This window comes from Streptomyces sp. NPDC058697 (assembly GCF_042715345.1).
GTDB lineage: Bacteria > Actinomycetota > Actinomycetes > Streptomycetales > Streptomycetaceae > Streptomyces > Streptomyces liliifuscus.
In genome coordinates this window covers 276,672-292,061 of record NZ_JBHXSU010000002.1, presented here as the reverse complement: position 1 = coordinate 292,061, position 15,390 = coordinate 276,672, and the positions used below count along the sequence as shown (strand labels likewise).

The 15,390-nt window shown below is 66.4% G+C and carries 16 protein-coding genes and 2 pseudogenes; 9 read left to right on the top strand and 9 right to left on the bottom strand.

All coding sequences use genetic code 11. The features are described 5' to 3' along the window. Window positions 1-28: 28 nt before the first annotated feature. Window positions 29-1,567, bottom strand: coding sequence for a hypothetical protein (locus ACFWXQ_RS05950; protein ID WP_386267634.1), 1,539 nt, complete (start codon window positions 1,565-1,567; stop codon window positions 29-31). Between the two features lie 128 nt (window positions 1,568-1,695). On the opposite strand from ACFWXQ_RS05950, the gene ACFWXQ_RS05945 reads away from it, so the two are divergent. Together ACFWXQ_RS05945 and ACFWXQ_RS05940 are read left to right on the top strand one after the other, a co-directional pair. Further along, the gene (locus ACFWXQ_RS05945; RefSeq protein WP_386267632.1) at window positions 1,696-2,376 is read left to right on the top strand and encodes a response regulator transcription factor; all 681 of its coding nucleotides are present in this window, start codon (window positions 1,696-1,698) and stop codon (window positions 2,374-2,376) included. Next, complete coding sequence (locus ACFWXQ_RS05940) at window positions 2,363-3,874, top strand: sensor histidine kinase (protein WP_386267797.1); 1,512 nt, start codon at window positions 2,363-2,365, stop codon at window positions 3,872-3,874. Before ACFWXQ_RS05945 ends, ACFWXQ_RS05940 begins: the two co-directional genes overlap by 14 nt. A 43-nt stretch (window positions 3,875-3,917) precedes the next feature. Here ACFWXQ_RS05940 and ACFWXQ_RS05935 read toward each other — a convergent pair whose 3' ends face one another. Both ACFWXQ_RS05935 and ACFWXQ_RS05930 read right to left on the bottom strand, forming a co-directional pair. Next, window positions 3,918-4,877 (bottom strand): alpha/beta hydrolase, encoded by a 960-nt coding sequence (locus ACFWXQ_RS05935; protein ID WP_386267630.1) that lies wholly within the window; start codon window positions 4,875-4,877, stop codon window positions 3,918-3,920. Between the two features lie 105 nt (window positions 4,878-4,982). Then, window positions 4,983-5,300: a putative quinol monooxygenase gene (locus ACFWXQ_RS05930; RefSeq protein ID WP_383951846.1), complete on the bottom strand. Its 318-nt coding sequence runs from the start codon at window positions 5,298-5,300 to the stop codon at window positions 4,983-4,985. A gap of 143 nt (window positions 5,301-5,443) precedes the next feature. On the opposite strand from ACFWXQ_RS05930, the gene ACFWXQ_RS05925 reads away from it, so the two are divergent. From ACFWXQ_RS05925 to ACFWXQ_RS05900, 6 genes and pseudogenes are all read left to right on the top strand, one after another. Next, window positions 5,444-6,349, top strand: a complete 906-nt coding sequence (locus ACFWXQ_RS05925; RefSeq protein WP_383951845.1) for an AraC family transcriptional regulator N-terminal domain-containing protein — start codon at window positions 5,444-5,446, stop codon at window positions 6,347-6,349. Between the two features lie 157 nt (window positions 6,350-6,506). After that, window positions 6,507-7,256, top strand: coding sequence for an SDR family oxidoreductase (locus ACFWXQ_RS05920; RefSeq protein WP_383951843.1), 750 nt, complete (start codon window positions 6,507-6,509; stop codon window positions 7,254-7,256). A gap of 309 nt (window positions 7,257-7,565) precedes the next feature. Continuing rightward, window positions 7,566-8,198 (top strand): DUF2461 family protein, encoded by a 633-nt coding sequence (locus ACFWXQ_RS05915; protein WP_383951841.1) that lies wholly within the window; start codon window positions 7,566-7,568, stop codon window positions 8,196-8,198. Between the two features lies 1 nt (window position 8,199). After that, window positions 8,200-8,369 (top strand): annotated as a pseudogene (locus ACFWXQ_RS05910) (SAM-dependent methyltransferase); the annotation flags it as partial. A 285-nt stretch (window positions 8,370-8,654) separates the two neighbouring features. After that, a complete protein-coding gene (locus tag ACFWXQ_RS05905) occupies window positions 8,655-9,593 on the top strand; it encodes a bacteriocin fulvocin C-related protein (protein WP_383951839.1) in 939 nt (312 codons plus the stop codon). 260 nt (window positions 9,594-9,853) lie between these two features. Next, entirely contained in the window at window positions 9,854-10,930 is a 1,077-nt protein-coding gene (locus tag ACFWXQ_RS05900) for a hypothetical protein (RefSeq protein WP_383951837.1), read from the top strand. A 408-nt stretch (window positions 10,931-11,338) separates the two neighbouring features. On the opposite strand, the pseudogene ACFWXQ_RS05895 reads toward ACFWXQ_RS05900, so the two are convergent. Next, window positions 11,339-12,105: pseudogene (locus tag ACFWXQ_RS05895) on the bottom strand (transposase). A 96-nt stretch (window positions 12,106-12,201) separates the two neighbouring features. Here ACFWXQ_RS05895 and ACFWXQ_RS05890 point away from each other — a divergent pair. After that, entirely contained in the window at window positions 12,202-12,756 is a 555-nt protein-coding gene (locus ACFWXQ_RS05890) for a hypothetical protein (RefSeq protein ID WP_383951835.1), read from the top strand. Between the two features lie 339 nt (window positions 12,757-13,095). On the opposite strand, the gene ACFWXQ_RS05885 is transcribed toward ACFWXQ_RS05890, so the two are convergent. From ACFWXQ_RS05885 to ACFWXQ_RS05865, 5 genes are all read right to left on the bottom strand, one after another. Next, window positions 13,096-13,416 (bottom strand): hypothetical protein, encoded by a 321-nt coding sequence (locus tag ACFWXQ_RS05885; RefSeq protein ID WP_383951852.1) that lies wholly within the window; start codon window positions 13,414-13,416, stop codon window positions 13,096-13,098. Between the two features lie 418 nt (window positions 13,417-13,834). Further along, the gene (locus tag ACFWXQ_RS05880; protein ID WP_383951833.1) at window positions 13,835-14,107 is read right to left on the bottom strand and encodes a DUF6313 family protein; all 273 of its coding nucleotides are present in this window, start codon (window positions 14,105-14,107) and stop codon (window positions 13,835-13,837) included. Continuing rightward, complete coding sequence (locus tag ACFWXQ_RS05875; protein WP_383951831.1) at window positions 14,104-14,424, bottom strand: DUF6313 family protein; 321 nt, start codon at window positions 14,422-14,424, stop codon at window positions 14,104-14,106. The genes ACFWXQ_RS05880 and ACFWXQ_RS05875 overlap by 4 nt, the downstream gene beginning before the upstream one ends. Before the next feature lie 201 nt (window positions 14,425-14,625). After that, window positions 14,626-14,829 (bottom strand): hypothetical protein, encoded by a 204-nt coding sequence (locus ACFWXQ_RS05870; protein ID WP_383951829.1) that lies wholly within the window; start codon window positions 14,827-14,829, stop codon window positions 14,626-14,628. Continuing rightward, window positions 14,799-14,945 carry a hypothetical protein gene (locus ACFWXQ_RS05865; RefSeq protein WP_383951827.1) on the bottom strand — a complete coding sequence of 49 codons (147 nt, stop codon included), beginning with the start codon at window positions 14,943-14,945 and terminating at the stop codon, window positions 14,799-14,801. Before ACFWXQ_RS05865 ends, ACFWXQ_RS05870 begins: the two co-directional genes overlap by 31 nt. Between the last annotated feature and the right edge of the window lie 445 nt (window positions 14,946-15,390).

Below are 15,390 nucleotides of genomic sequence, written 5' to 3'. Positions count from 1 at the left end.
ACGACATGGCGTGGTGGACCCCCAGCTCCTACGACACCGCGAGTTCAGCCTCAGTAGCCGTTGTGCGGGGCTCATAAATAATGACTCGCGCTCCGTTGATTTGTACGGTGCGGCCCTTGGTGAAATATTCCGCCAGGACCCTCTCCTTCATCAGCTCTGTCCTGTTACTTTCGACCCGATGGCCTTGGGGCTCCGTCACTACGAGAATTCGTGCACTGCTGCGCATGCGTGCGCGAATCTCACGGGAAGGCAATTCGGTGCCGTAAAGGCCGTGCGAGGCCGCCGGAGTGAGCTCCTGGGCGAGATCGAACATCCCTCTGCTTACCGAAGGGTAGGCCAGTGTCCAGGCGCGCCTCTTCACGGACAAGTAGAGAATTCCGGCGCCAGGAGTGTATTCCCTGGACAGGACTGTTGCCAGGTCGGTGACGTTGTCCGATCGGCTTTCCGGTGTTCGCACCTTAAGGGACTCGGGTATGAGCAGTACGAATGCCAACGCGACAACAATCACTGCAGTTACTCGCAGGTTGCGCCCCAGTTCAGACACACGGTCCAGTACGGCTCCCAGGAGGAGCGCCAGGCCGACGAGGCTGTAGAGCACGTACCTCTCTACATAGAAAGGCTTGTAAAGAGAAATCAGCGCAAGAAGTATGGTGGGCAGCATGAATAGAGGCAGGGCGATCGCCCGTAGACTGAAGGGCGCTTCAGGGGAAGCTTTGCCGGCGTTCCCTGATGAAGCGAAGTAAGACAGCACTATTGCGAAAGAAAATTGGATCGCGAAGCGCTGGTATTGGCTACCGGTGACACCATTGATCCATGCGACCTGCTCAGATTGCGCTATCCCCAGAGCCGCAAGGGGTGCGAATCCCGCCACAACCAAAAGTGCGGTGTATGCCCACGGGCGCCGCGCATGAACTGGCAGGGCAAAGGCATGTGCCACCAGGGCGAGGGCGGCGAACTGATGCAGTATGCACGCTGCCAGCATGAGAGCACCGTATGCGATCCATGGCGCCGTCGAGCTTCTACGCCCAGTAATTACCGGGGCTCGGCAACCAAGTACCGCACTCACAAGAAAATATGTGGCCCAGACCACAAGCGCGCAGACGAGCGAGTACGAGCGCCCTTCCTGTGAAAATTTTTGGACAGCTGGGAGCAGGGCGAAGGAAAGGCCTGCCAGTATGCCGGCTCGCGTCCCTGACAATCGGACCCCGAGCGCCGTAACTCCCGCCGCTGCCAGCGCACCGGCGAGAACAGAGGGAAGACGCAGCACCAGAAGATCGGTCCCGAATAGACCGAACAGCCCATGCATGAGAAGGTAATACGCTCCATGTACGGCGTCTATGTTGCCCAGCGTCTGCCACAGATCCGGCAGGCTACGGGAAGCCAATCCGAGAGTCGCAGCCTCGTCATGCCACACGGTTCCATCTCTGCGAATACCCCATAGCCCGAGAAGGGTGGACAGTAGAACGGGGAGGAGCAATGGGGTGAGGAATTTTCGGCGTGAGAGCGCGGAAACTACCTGAGGGGCGTTTTTCGGATCGTTGATAATTTCGAGCTGAGCAAGGGACATCGGCGACAGGGCCTTTCAGCAGCGGCGAAGAAGCTCCGCCAGCGTGCCGGGACCTCGTTGACCGGAGGCTGATCCAACCTGACCGGACGATCAGGAAGGCGGGCCGGCGCTGTGCGAGGCTGCACCGCATGCGCATCCTGGTGGTCGAAGACGAGGTGGACCTTGCCCATACCCTGCACACCGGTCTGACCGCCGAGGGCTACAGCGTCGACCTCGCCCATGACGGCCGGCAGGGACTGTGGATGGCCCGGACCGGCGAATACGCCCTTGTCGTACTGGACTTGATGCTGCCCGGGCTCAACGGCTACAAGGTCTGCGCCCAGCTGCGCCGGGAGGGCAACGCGACCCCCATCCTGGTACTCACCGCCAAGGACGGGGAGTGGGACCAGGCAGAGGCACTGGACACGGGGGCCGACGACTACCTGGCCAAACCCTTCTCCTACGTGGTGCTCGTCGCACGGCTGCGGGCCCTGGTCAGACGGGCCGCCACGGTCGCCCCGCCCGTCCTTGCCGTCGGCGACCTCTCGTTGGACGTCGCCGGCCGGGTCTGCCGACGGGCCGGCGCCCGGGTGGAACTCACGCCCAGGGAGTTCGCCGTACTGGAACTGCTGGCCCGCCGGGCGGGCCAGGCGGTCTCCAAATCGGATCTGCTCTATCACGCGTGGCCCGACGAAGCCCTGGATCCCAACCTGGTGGAGGCGCGCGTCAGCGCCCTCCGCAAGAAGGTGGACGCCGCGTTCGACCGGCAGTCCCTGCAGACCGTACGGGGTACCGGCTACCGACTGGTGGATGACCGTGACCGTGACTGAGCCGCGACGCCGCTGGTGGCCGCGATCGGTACGAGCCCGCACGGCCCTGGCCGCCGCCTCGACCGCCGCCGTCATCCTGGCCGGCATCGGCTGGTGGGTACACCACGACGTCTACCGCGAGAGCACGCAGATCGCCGAAGGGCAGGCGCAGGAACAGCTCTTGGCTCTCGTCGATCAGCTGGAGGAGGGTGCGGTGCCCGTTCGCCGAAGCACCGTGCCGTACGAGGTCGTCGCGACCGGCCGACGTGCCGCTGTCGCCTATGGCGGAGGCATGGAGGAGTTCGATCCCGGCACCCGCCATGTGCTGCCCGCCCCACCGAAGGCCGAGTTGCCCGCCCCACCGGATGACGGGGCAGCCTGGGGCTATACGACCCGTCCCATGCGCATACCGGCGCGCCACGACTCCGAGCCCTGGGACCGGTTCGGCAAGGACGGTGGGACCTACCTGGTCATGTACGACGATGTCAGGGCCGATGAACTGAGCAGCGACAGAGCCGCCGCTCTGGGTGTCGCCGCCGACGCCCAGCTGCGGGTCTATGTGGTGGTGCTCCCGCACGCAGCCGAGGACATTGCCGAGGCAATCACCGAGGCCACCGACCGCCGGCTGCTGCGGGCCGGGCTCGTCAGCCTCGTACTGATCGCCGCCGTCGCCTACTTCGCCGTCCGCATCGCGCTGCGGCCGGTCGAAGCCATCCGTGTCCTCACAGCCTCGGTCACCGCGAGCGACCCTCGCGAACGGGTCACCGTCCCCGCCGCGGGACACGAGATCACCGCCCTGGCCACCACCATCAACACCACCCTCCAACGCCTCGACAACGCCGCCGCCCAGCAGCGCCGCTTCGTCGCGGACGCCGCCCACGAACTACGCAGCCCCCTCACCACACTGCTCGCGAGCCTGGAAGTCGCGCTCGCCTACCCGGAACGTACCGACTGGCCCGCAGCGGCAACCACCGCCGCACGACAGACCCGCCGTCTCCAGGCCCTCGCCGAGGACCTGCTGTTCCTCGCCCGCCTCGACACTCGCACCCCCATAGCCCGCCCCGAAACCGTCGACCTGACAGCCCTCGCCTCTCGGCTGACCGAGCAATACCCCCTCGCCGAACGAGCGTTGACCCTCACCTGCGACAGCACCGTCCCTGCCCCCGCACACGGGAACCCCGATGAATACGAACGGCTGCTGCGCAACCTCATCGACAACGCCGCCCGCCACGCCGCACATCGCATCCAGATCACGGTCCGGAACCAGGACGCCTGGGTCGTCCTCACGGTGCACGACGACGGACCGGGCGTGCCCGCCGAGGACGCCGAGCGCATCTTCGAACGCTTCGTCCGGCTCGACGACGCCCGCTCCCGCGACCACGGCGGCACCGGCCTGGGCCTCGCGATCGCCCGCGACCTGGCCCACCGTCACCGAGGCACCCTCACCCTCACCCCCCGGACCCTCGGAGCGTGCTTCCAGCTGCGCCTTCCCCGAGCCCCCGCTCCAGCCGAGGAATGAGGCACCTCCAGTCACCTCAAGCTCAGGAAGGCTTTCGGTGGCGCTATGCGGCTGGGTACGTGGGCAGGACTCGGGCGAGCCAGTCGGTGCGGGTTCGACGGGCCGTGGCCGAGATGGGCGCTTGCGGGTACAGGGCGTCGAAGCCCCCTGCCCAGACGTGGAGTTCGGCCTGGCCGCCGGCCGCCCAGATGCGGGTGGCGTACTCGGTGTCCTCGTCGCGGAAGACCTCGGCGGAGCCGGTGTCGATGTAGGTGGTCGGCAGCCCGGAGAGGTCGTCGGCCAGGGCGGGGGAGACGTATGCCGGTACCTCGTCGTCGGCGAGGTCGCCGAGGAGGCAGCGCCATCCGAATCCGTTCATCTCGCGGGTCCACACGCCGGGCCCGCCGGAGTACTGGCGGCTGGAAGTGCTGGTGTTGCGGTGGTCGAGCATGGGGCCGATCAGGACTTGGGCGGCGATCGCCGGGGTGCCGAGGTCGCGGGCCAGCAGGGTGACGCCGGCGGCGAGGCCGCCGCCTGCGCTGGCGCCCGCGACGATGATCCGGGCGGGGTCGATACCCAGTTCGGCGGCGTGGCCGGCGATCCAGAGCAGTCCCTGATAGCAGTCGTCGACCGGGGCAGTACCGGTGGCCTCGGGTGCCAGCCGGTAGTCCACGGAGACCACGACGGCGCCGAACTCGTCGAGCCACTCCAGCGGGATGTCGATCTGCGAGAAGCGGTCACCCATGACCATCCCGCCACCGTGCATCCAGTAGACGCAGGGTGCGCCGGTGGTGCGATCGGCGTTGGCGGGGCTGAAGACCGACAAGGGGATCGGCGCACCGTCCTTGGTCGGCACGGTGACCTCGCGCCGGTCGATCGCGCGACCTTCCAGGAGGGGTTCGACGGGCATCGAGGAGAACGGGCGTACCTGCGCCAGTACTTCCGGGCTGAGCTGGGACAACAGCGGCATGTCAGCCAAGAGTTCATGCAGTTCGGGGTCGAGGGCGGGGCGTGCTGTGGTCACGGTCGTTGCCTTTCGTGGGTGGAGGCAGGACGGTCGGGCCAGGGGGCGCCCCGGCGGGCACCGAGGCGGGCAGGGGCAGGTCCTGGGGCGTGGGGTGTACGGCGGTCAGAAGGAGGCTTTGCCGCGGACGGGGACGTAGTCGGTGTACTCGGAGTCCTTGGCGAGCAGCGGGGCGATCTGCGCCACGATGGCCTGGGCGGTCCTGCCGGCGAAGACGCGGTGGTGGTCCTCCTCGCTGGTCCAGCCTTCGGTGACGTGGACGACGTCGGGATCGGACGCGGAGCGGGAGACGAGGTAGACGAGGCAGTGTTCGCTCGCGCCGGGGCTGCCTTCGTTCAGTCCGGTCAGCAGCAGGTCGACGAGCTCGCCGCCCATTCCGGGCCTGGCGGTCAGGGTGGCGTTGAAGCCGTAGGTGACGATCATGGATTCTTTCTCCTCAAGGATGGAGTTCGGTGATTCCAGTGAAACGTTCTGACCTGCTGGAACGCTAGATCGATGCTCGCTCGTACTTGCACGATCCTCGCGATGATGGGAGTCATGGCGAGGAGCGGTGCTGCAATGGACGCATGGACCTCGAAGAACTCCGCACCCTGCTGGCCCGCCATGCGCGGCCCGACTGGACCACCGCCGTCGAGGGCGTCCTCATCTCGAAGGTTGACCGTCCTGATCCGCCGGCGCCCTCGATGTCCGGCATGCTCCTGGCAGTCATCGCGCAGGGCGCCAAACGCCTCGCCCTGGGGGAGAGGGTGTTCGAGTACGGGCCTGGGCAGTACCTGGTCGCATCCGTCGACCTGCCTGTCACCGGGCAGTTCACCCAGGCCGACCCCAATCGGCCGGCGCTGGGGTTCGGCCTTGTCCTGGAACCGTCCGCCGTGGCCGAGCTGTTGCTCGGGGCCGGGCCTGGAGGCACCCCCCGCAGCGGCGGGGGTACGCCGTCGGGGATCGCTGTCAGTGACGCTCCGGCCGCGCTGCTGGACGCGGTGGTCCGGCTGCTGCGCCTGCTGGACGAACCCCGCGACCGGGCCGTACTGGCGCCGCTGGTCAAGCGCGAGATCCTTTGGCGTCTGATCACCGGCGAGCAGGGGGCGACGGTCCGTCAACTCGGTCTGGCCGACAGCAGTCTCAGTCATGTCTCGCGGGCCGTGCGGTGGATCCGCGAGCACTACGCGCAGCCCTTCCGGGTCGAGGACGTGGCGCGGCAGTCCGGCATGGGCGTCTCCGCCTTCTACCGAAACTTTCAAGCGGTGACGGCGATGAGCCCCATCCAGTTCCAGAAGCAGATCCGGCTCCAAGAGGCCCGGCTGCTGCTGGCCACCCACCCCGGGGACGTCACCGGAGTCGGCCGCCGCGTCGGCTACGACAACCCGTCGCAGTTCAGCCGGGAATACCGCCGTCAGTTCGGCGCACCCCCCAGTCAGGACGCCGCCCGCCTGCGTCAGGCCGTGCGTGCGCCGACAGGTGTCATGCCCTGAACTGGAGGCGGGCACAGGAGGATCGTGCAAGGAGCAGAGAGGATAGTTCTACTATTTCCGCAGGTCAAAGCGATTCAATGGGGTCACCGGTTCTCCCGTAGGGCAGGAAAATGCCTGTCCGTCCGTACGGATCCCACCGCATCGCAAGGGACACACCATGAAGACAGTTCTCATCACTGGTACCTCATCCGGGTACGGGCGGGAGACCGCTCTCTACTTCCACTCACAGGGGTGGAACGTCATCGCCACGATGCGGACACCGCGTCCGGACGTCCTTCCTGAGTCGGACCGGCTCCGCGTCGTCGGACTCGACGTGACCAGGCCCGAGAGCATCACCGCCGCGTTCGAGGCCGAGGGCCCCATCGATGTTCTGGTCAACAACGCCGGGGTGCCCTCGATGGGCGTCTTCGAGGGCACTCCCATGGCCCGAGTGCGGGAGGTCTTCGAGACCAACACGTTCGGCGTGATGGCGATGACGCAGGCGGTGCTGCCGCAGTTCCGTGAGCGTGGCTCCGGCGTGGTGGTCAACGTGACCTCCAGCGTGGTGCTGGGGCACATGCCGCTCTCGGCCGTCTACAAGGCGAGCAAGATGGCCATCGAGGGGTTCACCGCCTCCCTCGCGCTCGAACTCGCGCCGTTCGGTGTGCAGGCGAAGACGGTCGAGCCGGGCGCCTGCCTGACGACCAACTTCGCAGCCAGGGCAACGAACGGCCGGGCGCTGGACGCGCTCGTCCCGGCACCCTACGCAGCGTTCGCGAAGAAGACCATAGATGAGGTCACGAGCCAGGACGTGTTCACCAAGGAGAGCGACGTTGCCGAGACTGTGTGGCGAGCCGTGCACGACACCACCGGCCAGCTGCGATTCCCGGCCGGTCCCGACGCTGTCCGGCTCGCCCAGGCGAAGTGACCAACAGCAGGCATGATGACGCCGCGTTGATGCCACGAGCCGGCCACACCCACAGGCGAGCGGTCGGCTCGCCGTCCAGCACCCACCCCGAGGGCGGTCTCCGACACCAACCGCGAGACCCTACGCAGCGATGGGATCTCACGTTCTCTGCGCGCTTTCTCCGCATTCGTCGACGAACTCGCCCACCGCGCACGGCACATCGAACGGGTCGGTGAGCCCCGCCGCTATACCTCCCACCATGCCTGTGGCTGCGCGTACCTGCCCGTCTCACTCTCCGCGGGCTGACCATGGGTGGGCTATCGTGCGCGCATGCGTGGACAGTTCACCGGCTGGCCGGAACAGGCCATGGACGTGTTGTGGCAGCTCCAGGGCGAACCGACCCACGCGACCCGCGAGCGCTGCCGCGCGGACCGCGAACGCCTGGTCCGGCAACCGATGATCGCCCTGCTCAACGAGGTCGCGGACACCGACCCCCGGTACGAGGACTTCTCCGTCTGGCACTACCGCACCAATTCCTGGTGGTGGCAGAACCAGAGCGCGGTGATCCGGCTCGGCCGCAAGATCGAGATCGGTCTCCGTTTCTCCCTGGACGGCCTGCGGATCCAGGGCGCCTGGTGGTACCCCGATCCAGGCCAGGTGGACATGTTCCGCAAAGCCGTGGCCTCAGAGGGGAGCGGCCGCGAACTGTTGGCCATTGTCGAGGACGTACGGAAGAAGGGCTACGACATCTCCGGGGACGTGATGAAACGCCCCCCGCGCGGCTATCCGACCGACCACTCCCGTACGAACCTGCTGTGCCACCGCTCGCTGATCGCCGCCCGACCCCTCGGCTGCGAGGAGTGGCTGCACACCCCCGAGGCGCTCGACCGGGTCCTCTCGGCCACCGCCGACCTGGACGCCCTGCTGACATGGCTGGTCCGCCATGTGAAGAGCGCCGCCTGACATCGGGCTGACATTGGGCTCGCATGGTGTGATCGAGCGCTTCGGCGCGGACGCAGCGCCGGGATCGGCGGCTCCATGTGGGTCTCGGAGATCCCCGACGACCCGGTGGGCTGGCTGGCCGGGCACGGCTGGGAGGCCGACAGCCACACCCTGCGCGAGCGCGCTGCCGCCTAAGGGCCGCCGACTTCGTCGACGGCCCATCAAGAAGGTTCGAGGTTGGATAGGTGCATTTGGCAACGGCGTGCGCCCGCCGTAAGCACGGACTGTGAGTGAGTGTCAATCATTTCGATCCTCGCCGAAATGATTGGTGCTTCCAGACGCCTCGGCAAATGATTTCTTTTCAGGTAGACCCGAAGCGCCAAAGAGTACTGAAAGGCGCGCTACGGATCGGCGTGAAAACTTACACCGGACGGGCACCATGGGACGGGCTGTCACATTTACGCGGGGGAGAAGCTTGTGACCGAGTGGATATTGGCATTCGATGCCGACTGCCGATTCTGTGAAGAAGTGGTGGAACGGGTTCGCGTGTCCGTCGACGGCACGTTGACCACTGCGGGCCTCACGGAACCTCGTATTCGCGGCCTGCGCGCGCGTGCCCTGGGGGAGGGGGCGCAGTGGGCCCCGACCCTGTTGGCGGTCGACGGCGACCGGGTGCGGGCCTGGACCGGAACCGCGCTGTCCCTGCGCCTGGCTCGGCTGTTGGGGCCGTCGGACTCGCTGCGGGTGGTGCGTGCGCTTCGCGACCTCGATGTGCTGCGGCCCCCGAGCCGTCGAGGAATCCTCAAGACCGTGCCGGGGCTGGCCCTGGGAACGTTTCTGGTCACCGGCGGCCTCGCAACCTCACCCGCACAGGCTGTGACCCGTGCCAAGGGCAGTAAGGCGTCGCGATGGGTGAAGGCCAACCGCGACCGGCTGCCCTCCGGCTACTCCGAGTTCGCTTCGTACCCTGCGGACTACCGGCGCGCCATTTACGGCGCGCTGTCGGCTTCGGCTCGGAGTGATCTGTGGGTGGCGCACTTCGCGAACTACCGGAAGACACACCCTGCTCTGTCGGCCGAGCAGTCCGCTGTTCTGGACGACGCGACGCGGCTTGCACCGCAGATCATCGCGGGGCGCCAGCAGGGAGCAGGCGTAGAAGGGCTGGAGACGGCGGCTGTGGCGGCGTTCGGCGAGAACGGGGCGCGGGAGGCTCTCATGACGCTGGGCCCTGCCGAAACGCAAGGCGCGGCACCTCGCAGCGATCAGAGCATCCAGGTCATGGACTGCAATTCCCAGTGCGCGGGGACCGGAAGCTGCAACATGGTGTGCTACTCCCATCCGTGGTGGTGCAACTGGACCGACTACGGCTGCGGTCCACTGTGGCTGGGGCCGTGCAGCGGGGTTTGCGCCCCCTGAGAACGCATCCCTCCTCGGATCTCGCGCCTTCCCATTGAGCGGCTGGGGTGCTTGAGGTCGGCGGCTGTCGGCGTACACCCGAATGTGCCCAACCGGGCACGGATATACGTACTCGCCCCGGTGTCGGCGTATCCGATGTCCGCGCGCCGTGACCGTTGCCGCGCAGAGCGTCCTTCGGATCGGTGTTGTCAGTGGCTCGTCGTAGGGTCCCGGCAGGAAGTTCCCCGTCTCTCGGAGTTCTCGTGCCGCTTGCTCGACTCGTGACCACAATCGCTGCCCCTCTGGCCTTCTCCAGAGCCGACGACGCGCCACGCCTGGAGTGGCGAGCCGGAAGGCGGCTGCTCATACAGCGCGGCGACACGGAGCTGATCGTGCAGAACCTCGAGCCGTCGGCCACGGCCGAGGCCGTCCGCTTTGTGGCCCCCTGGCCACGCCGATACGGTCAATGCGCTGTCTCGCCCGCCGGTGATCTGGCCGTCTTCGCCGGGCTCCACGCGCTACAGGCCGTTGACCCGGCGGGAAACGTGCGGTGGGAGGTGCGGCACCGCTGCTGGGCAGGCTGCGCGGGGCACGATGCCTTCACCGAATACGCCAACGAGCGAGACCATCGGTACGTCGGCAGCGGCTCGGCCGGGTTCTCCGCAGACGGGGCCCTGGTGTGGGTGCACATCCGCGGTCCCCTGGCCTTCGACCGGGGCCGCGGAGCAGACGAGTGGCTGGTCATCGCCGCCGAGGACGGTACGGTGCTCGCCCGCGCGGCGACACACACGGCAGCCGAGGGTTCCGACCACATTCCGCATCCGGACTCCGATCAGATGGGCCTGACCATCGGTGAAGGGCAGGACGGCTCTGCGCTGCGCTGGGGACGCTGGAACGGTCACACCCTCGCCATCGACAGCTTCGGCGACCAGGACCGCGTCCTGCTGGCGGTGAGCCCCATCGGAAACCGCCTGCTCACCGTCACCCACGACCAGGACACCCTGGCCCTCCACCGGGTCACAGACGGCACGGTGGAAGCCGAACTGTCTGCTACCGCACTCCCACGACCCCCCGCGCTGGAAACCGAGCAGTTTGAAACCTTCGAGGAAGACGAGGCACAGGCGTTCTTCGACTACGAGGGTGGCTTCCTAGACGAGGACACCGTCGTTGTCGGGACAGTCGAAAGCGACGAAGAGTTCGGTACGGGCCGGCACTGGCTCATCGATGCGGCCCGTATGAGACTGACCGACCAACTCGTCTACCCCTTCGAGGTACCCAGCCTGCCAAGGGTCCTCGGCGACGGCACCTGGTACACCGTGTCCGCCACCGAGACCGCTGTTCATCTGTGGACCCTGTAGTAGTGCTTCCAGCCATCGCACACCACCGGCGCTGAGCACGTTCGCCCGTACCCGGCTGAGTACATAACCGAGTACGCCAACGGCTGCGAAGGCGGGCCAGGCGGCGGTTGATACGAGGAGGACTGAACCGCTGCGTCTCGCTGGCAGCGCCTACCGGCTGACCATGCACCGCTGCTCCGCAACACTGGCGCCGCCCCGATCAGATCCCCACAACCTGGTCCGCATCAGTGTCAACCGCTACCCCGGCGAGCCGGAACGCTCCCAACACCCACGATCGCGTCCGTCCTCTGACCTGGAGCGAACTCGCGCTCACCGCGGTGTGCGGAGCAGAGGCGATGCGCTAAGGCTTGTCCGGTAACTGATCTTCGAGTTGGTGCAGACGCGCACTGGCGTGTCCGGTCCACTCGTTCATCCCGCTAGGGCGAGGTTGGGCAGGCGGGCGACGCCGCTCATGGCGTGGTGAACGCCGTCGCCTCTGAGACGGCAGTCGCGCAGGATCTTTCAGACTTCATGCGGGCGAAGACATGCTCGACCCGGGCGCGGACCCGTTGGTGCGACTTGTAGCGTTCCCGCTTCCAGACGGAGAGTTCTTCGCCTTTGCGGCGCCGGTGGGGCATGATTGGGCCGGTGCCCCGGTATCCGCCATCGGCGATCGTTGTGGTGTTGCCGACGGCGGTCTTGGCCCCGGATTCCTCCCACACCTTGCAGTCGTTGCGGTTGCCGGGAAGCGGCTGGCCAACCACGACGACGAGGTGGCTGTCGGCGTCGATGACGACCTGGTGGTTGGTGGAGTAGCGGTATTTCTTGGACTGCTCGGCCACTGTGTGGTCGCGGCTGGGAACCAAGGTGCCGTCCACGATGAGCACGGTGTCCTTTCGGAACCGTCTACGGGGCCGGAGCGCGAGAAGAGGGCTGAGGTGGCCGATAATGCGGCTGGCTGCGGACTTCGAGACGCCGAACAGCGGAGCAAGCTGGCGCAGCGTCAAGTTCGTGCGCCAGTACGCCGCGACCAGCAGCACCCGGTCTTCCAGCGACAGGCTCCACGGCCGGCCCCGGCGGACCACGTCTACTCCGTCGCGCCGCAGCGTGGTCACCAACTTGCCGAAACAACGCGGACTCAGCCCGGTGAACGGAGCTATCCAGAACGGCTCCGACGCCGTGATCACACCCACCACGCTGGGATCATCACATCAGGCCAGCCCGACGCCGAGACGATCGCTGCAGCTACGCTTCCACGGCGCAGCCGATGTTGAGCAAGACCGGGGGAAATCGTGAACCGACCGCTGCTGTTCCTCGACGTGGACGGGCCACTCAACCCCTATGCGGCCAAGCCGGGAAAGCGCCCCGACGGCTACACCACCCTCAGAGTGCCCCAGGACAGCGGGCCTCCAGACGAATACAGAGCACTCTCGGCCCGGCGGCGACCCTTGCGGGTTTGGCTCAACCCAGAACACGGGCGACACCTGCTCCAACTCGGCTACGAGCTGTGCTGGGCCACCACATGGATGGACGACGCCAACCGATGGGTCGCCCCGGTGCTCGGCCTTCCCGAACTCCCCTTCGTCGACTTCGGCGACGCCTTGCTTCAAGAACGCCCCGACGCAGTCCACTGGAAGACCGGCCCCCTGGTGGACTACGCCAACGGCCGTCCCTTCGCCTGGGTGGACGACGAACAGAGCGATCTGGACCAGGCATATGTGACCGCCTACCACCGCGGGCCTGGGCTTCTACACCACGTCAACCCGCGCATCGCTCTGCGCGAGGACGACTTCCGCACCCTCGCCGACTTCGCCCGGTCTCTGGACACTCCACGAGCCACCAGCTGAGCACGTCGCCAGTCCTTCAGACAGCTCCACGCTCGATTCCGCGATTATTACGGGACAATCTTTAGCAGGCCACGCACGAACGAGACCCCTTCAAAACGGGGTAGCCGTTGTTCGAGAATGAGTTTCGCGGGTACGGTCCTCAGCACGGGCTGTTTTGAGGTACTTTCAGAGAGCGTCATGTCCTTTTCTGGTAGCGGACCAGGGAAGTGTATGGCGCTGAACGTGCGTGGAAAGCGCGTCACCGTCTGCGGTAGTTGTCACGCAGCTAAACATGCAGCCTTGCAGAGCTAGGTCCAAGTGTGGAGGGTGCTTCCGGTCAGCGCCAGCTGCCTTATCTTCTTACTTTCTCTGCTTGCGCTCCTGACGGCGGGCCTCCATGGGGCGCTCGCGACGGTAGCGACGCTCCCACTTGGCTTGCCTGTCACGGCGGTCGCGGTAGGCGCGGTAACTCATGGGCATGGAGCCTTCGGACGACCCGCGGACTGTCCTGGCAGAATTGCCTACCTTGCGTGAGACCAGTGCGTCGGTCCTCGGCAGGACGAAAAGGATGACGAGCGACAGGATGCTTGGACCCGCTAGGAGAGCTGACAGCCAGGGAGTCTCCTGACTGACGGTTACCGCAGCGGCAAGCAGTGCAGTGGAAACGATGCAACCCGCAATTAAACCGACGAGTTGGGCGACGTGGGTACGCCTTGAAGCCGCCTCTTTCAAACGGTACTGGCGTTCGCGCTCAAGTTGAGGCACCAAAGCTTCGAGGGCGGCCTTAAGCTGCTCGGGCTGGAGCTTCGCCCATTCCTGAACGGTTTCGAGGCCCTCAACAAACGCCTGCTCGGCATCCTGACCAGATCTCGTGGTCTGGCCCTGCTGGGCTTCTCCGCTCAGCAGGGCGACAGCCTCCGCGATTTCGCGTTGGCTGAGGCGCTGGTCGTCGGCAGCGATGATCAGCGCAGCTGTGGACTCACGTGCGCTGGCTGGTGCGTCTCGGCAGGCCAAGTAGAGCAGTTCATGCAGCTCGTCGGATGATGCTCTGTTCTCCACCATGGCTCCAGGGTAAGTCGGTCGGTTGGGGCAGGCGAGGCTATGAGTTGGTCGCGCAGATTGGGCACCTGCTGCCACGGGCGGGCAAGCTGGCGGCTGCGAAGTTCTGGATGATCATTTCGGCCTGTCGCAGAGCGCTCTCTGTAGAGTGCATATCCATCGCTTTTGCCTTGAGCATCCTGCTGACGAGCTGTTCCCAGTGATCCTCTGCTACGTTCCAGTTGTCGGCGTGCCACTGGCTGGCGAACTGCTCCGCGATCGCTGCTGCGTCGCCGCCCTCTTCGTGCAGGTCGTAGAGGGACCGCATTGTCATGGCCCCGGTGGCTGCTGCGCGGGCAGCGATGCGAGCCGCAGCTCGGAGAGAATCACTTCAATGTCCTGTTGACGGTGAGAGTCAATCTGCTGTGTTACGAGGTAGCCCACGAAGCCACCGATGAACGCAGGGACCGCCGCCCATCCGGCAGCAGATAGCAACCAAGCGCACCACTTCGTCTTGGCGTCGCCTGGGGAATCGATACCCACCAGCAGATTGTAGGCACCGACCCAGCCGTTTACCGTTCCGTCAACAATGAATAAGGCGCACAGGGTAAGCAGGCCAGGCAGCGCCCTCAACAGCAGCCAGCGGTGCACCCGCGACAGCGCATCACGCGAGCGCCACCAACGGCGGACCCGGCGGGACCACGTAGGCCGAGGAGGCGGCGGCGTCCTCGGCGGTGCAGCGTTGGGGGGAGAGACTGATGTCACGGCCGGAATCTAGCGAATTTCGGTATGACGTGTATCGTTTTCGGGTCATCTGCTAAGCGGGCGTTAAGTCCGTTTCTGGTAGCAGTCTCATCCGGATTGGGTGAGGAGGCCCTGTCGGGTGAGGTGCCCGAGGCGGCTGTGCGTGACGTTCAGGCATGGATCGTCGGTGGGCGTGCCGAGGAGTTCGTGCAGTTCACGGACCCTGAATGTCTGGTCGGGGTGCTGGTTGAAGGCGTACGCGATGGCCTGGTAGGCAGTGGTCAGCTCGGGCGGATCGGCCTCGCTCCACATCCGGTCGGCGCGAGTTCGGCGGTCAAGTCCTCCATCTGACTGCGGAGTTCACCGGCCCGGACCGTGGCCTTGTCGTGGCGGGCCTGGAGATCAGTCAGGAACTCGGTGATGTTCATGCGGTCGCCCAGAGGGTGTAGCGCCAGGTGGAAGCGGACGCGGCGTCGGCTGAACCTCCGGTGCGGGCGTTGCGTATCAATCCCAGAGGGACAGCTGAGGTCTCTGCCACGGGACGGAAGGAGAGCGCCGTGCCCACACCGCCCGCGTCCGACTCACCGGACGACGGCCCCGCGCTGGAGCCCATTCGCGTGCTGCGACCGCGCCGCACCGACGCGCTGGCCCAGCTGCTGGAGGAGATACGCCAGGACAAGGACTACCGCAGCCACGAGACCGTGGCCGCACCCGTCCCGCACGCCCGGACGGGCGACGAGACGGAGGAGCTCCCGCCTGTCCCCGACGGCATGACGAAGGAACTCCCCGCACCCGACGGCGATGCCCGCCCGCCGCGTTCCGTACGCCGCCCGCGCCTCGGGCCCGGACAGCGCCGGGCGGCCGTGGTGATCG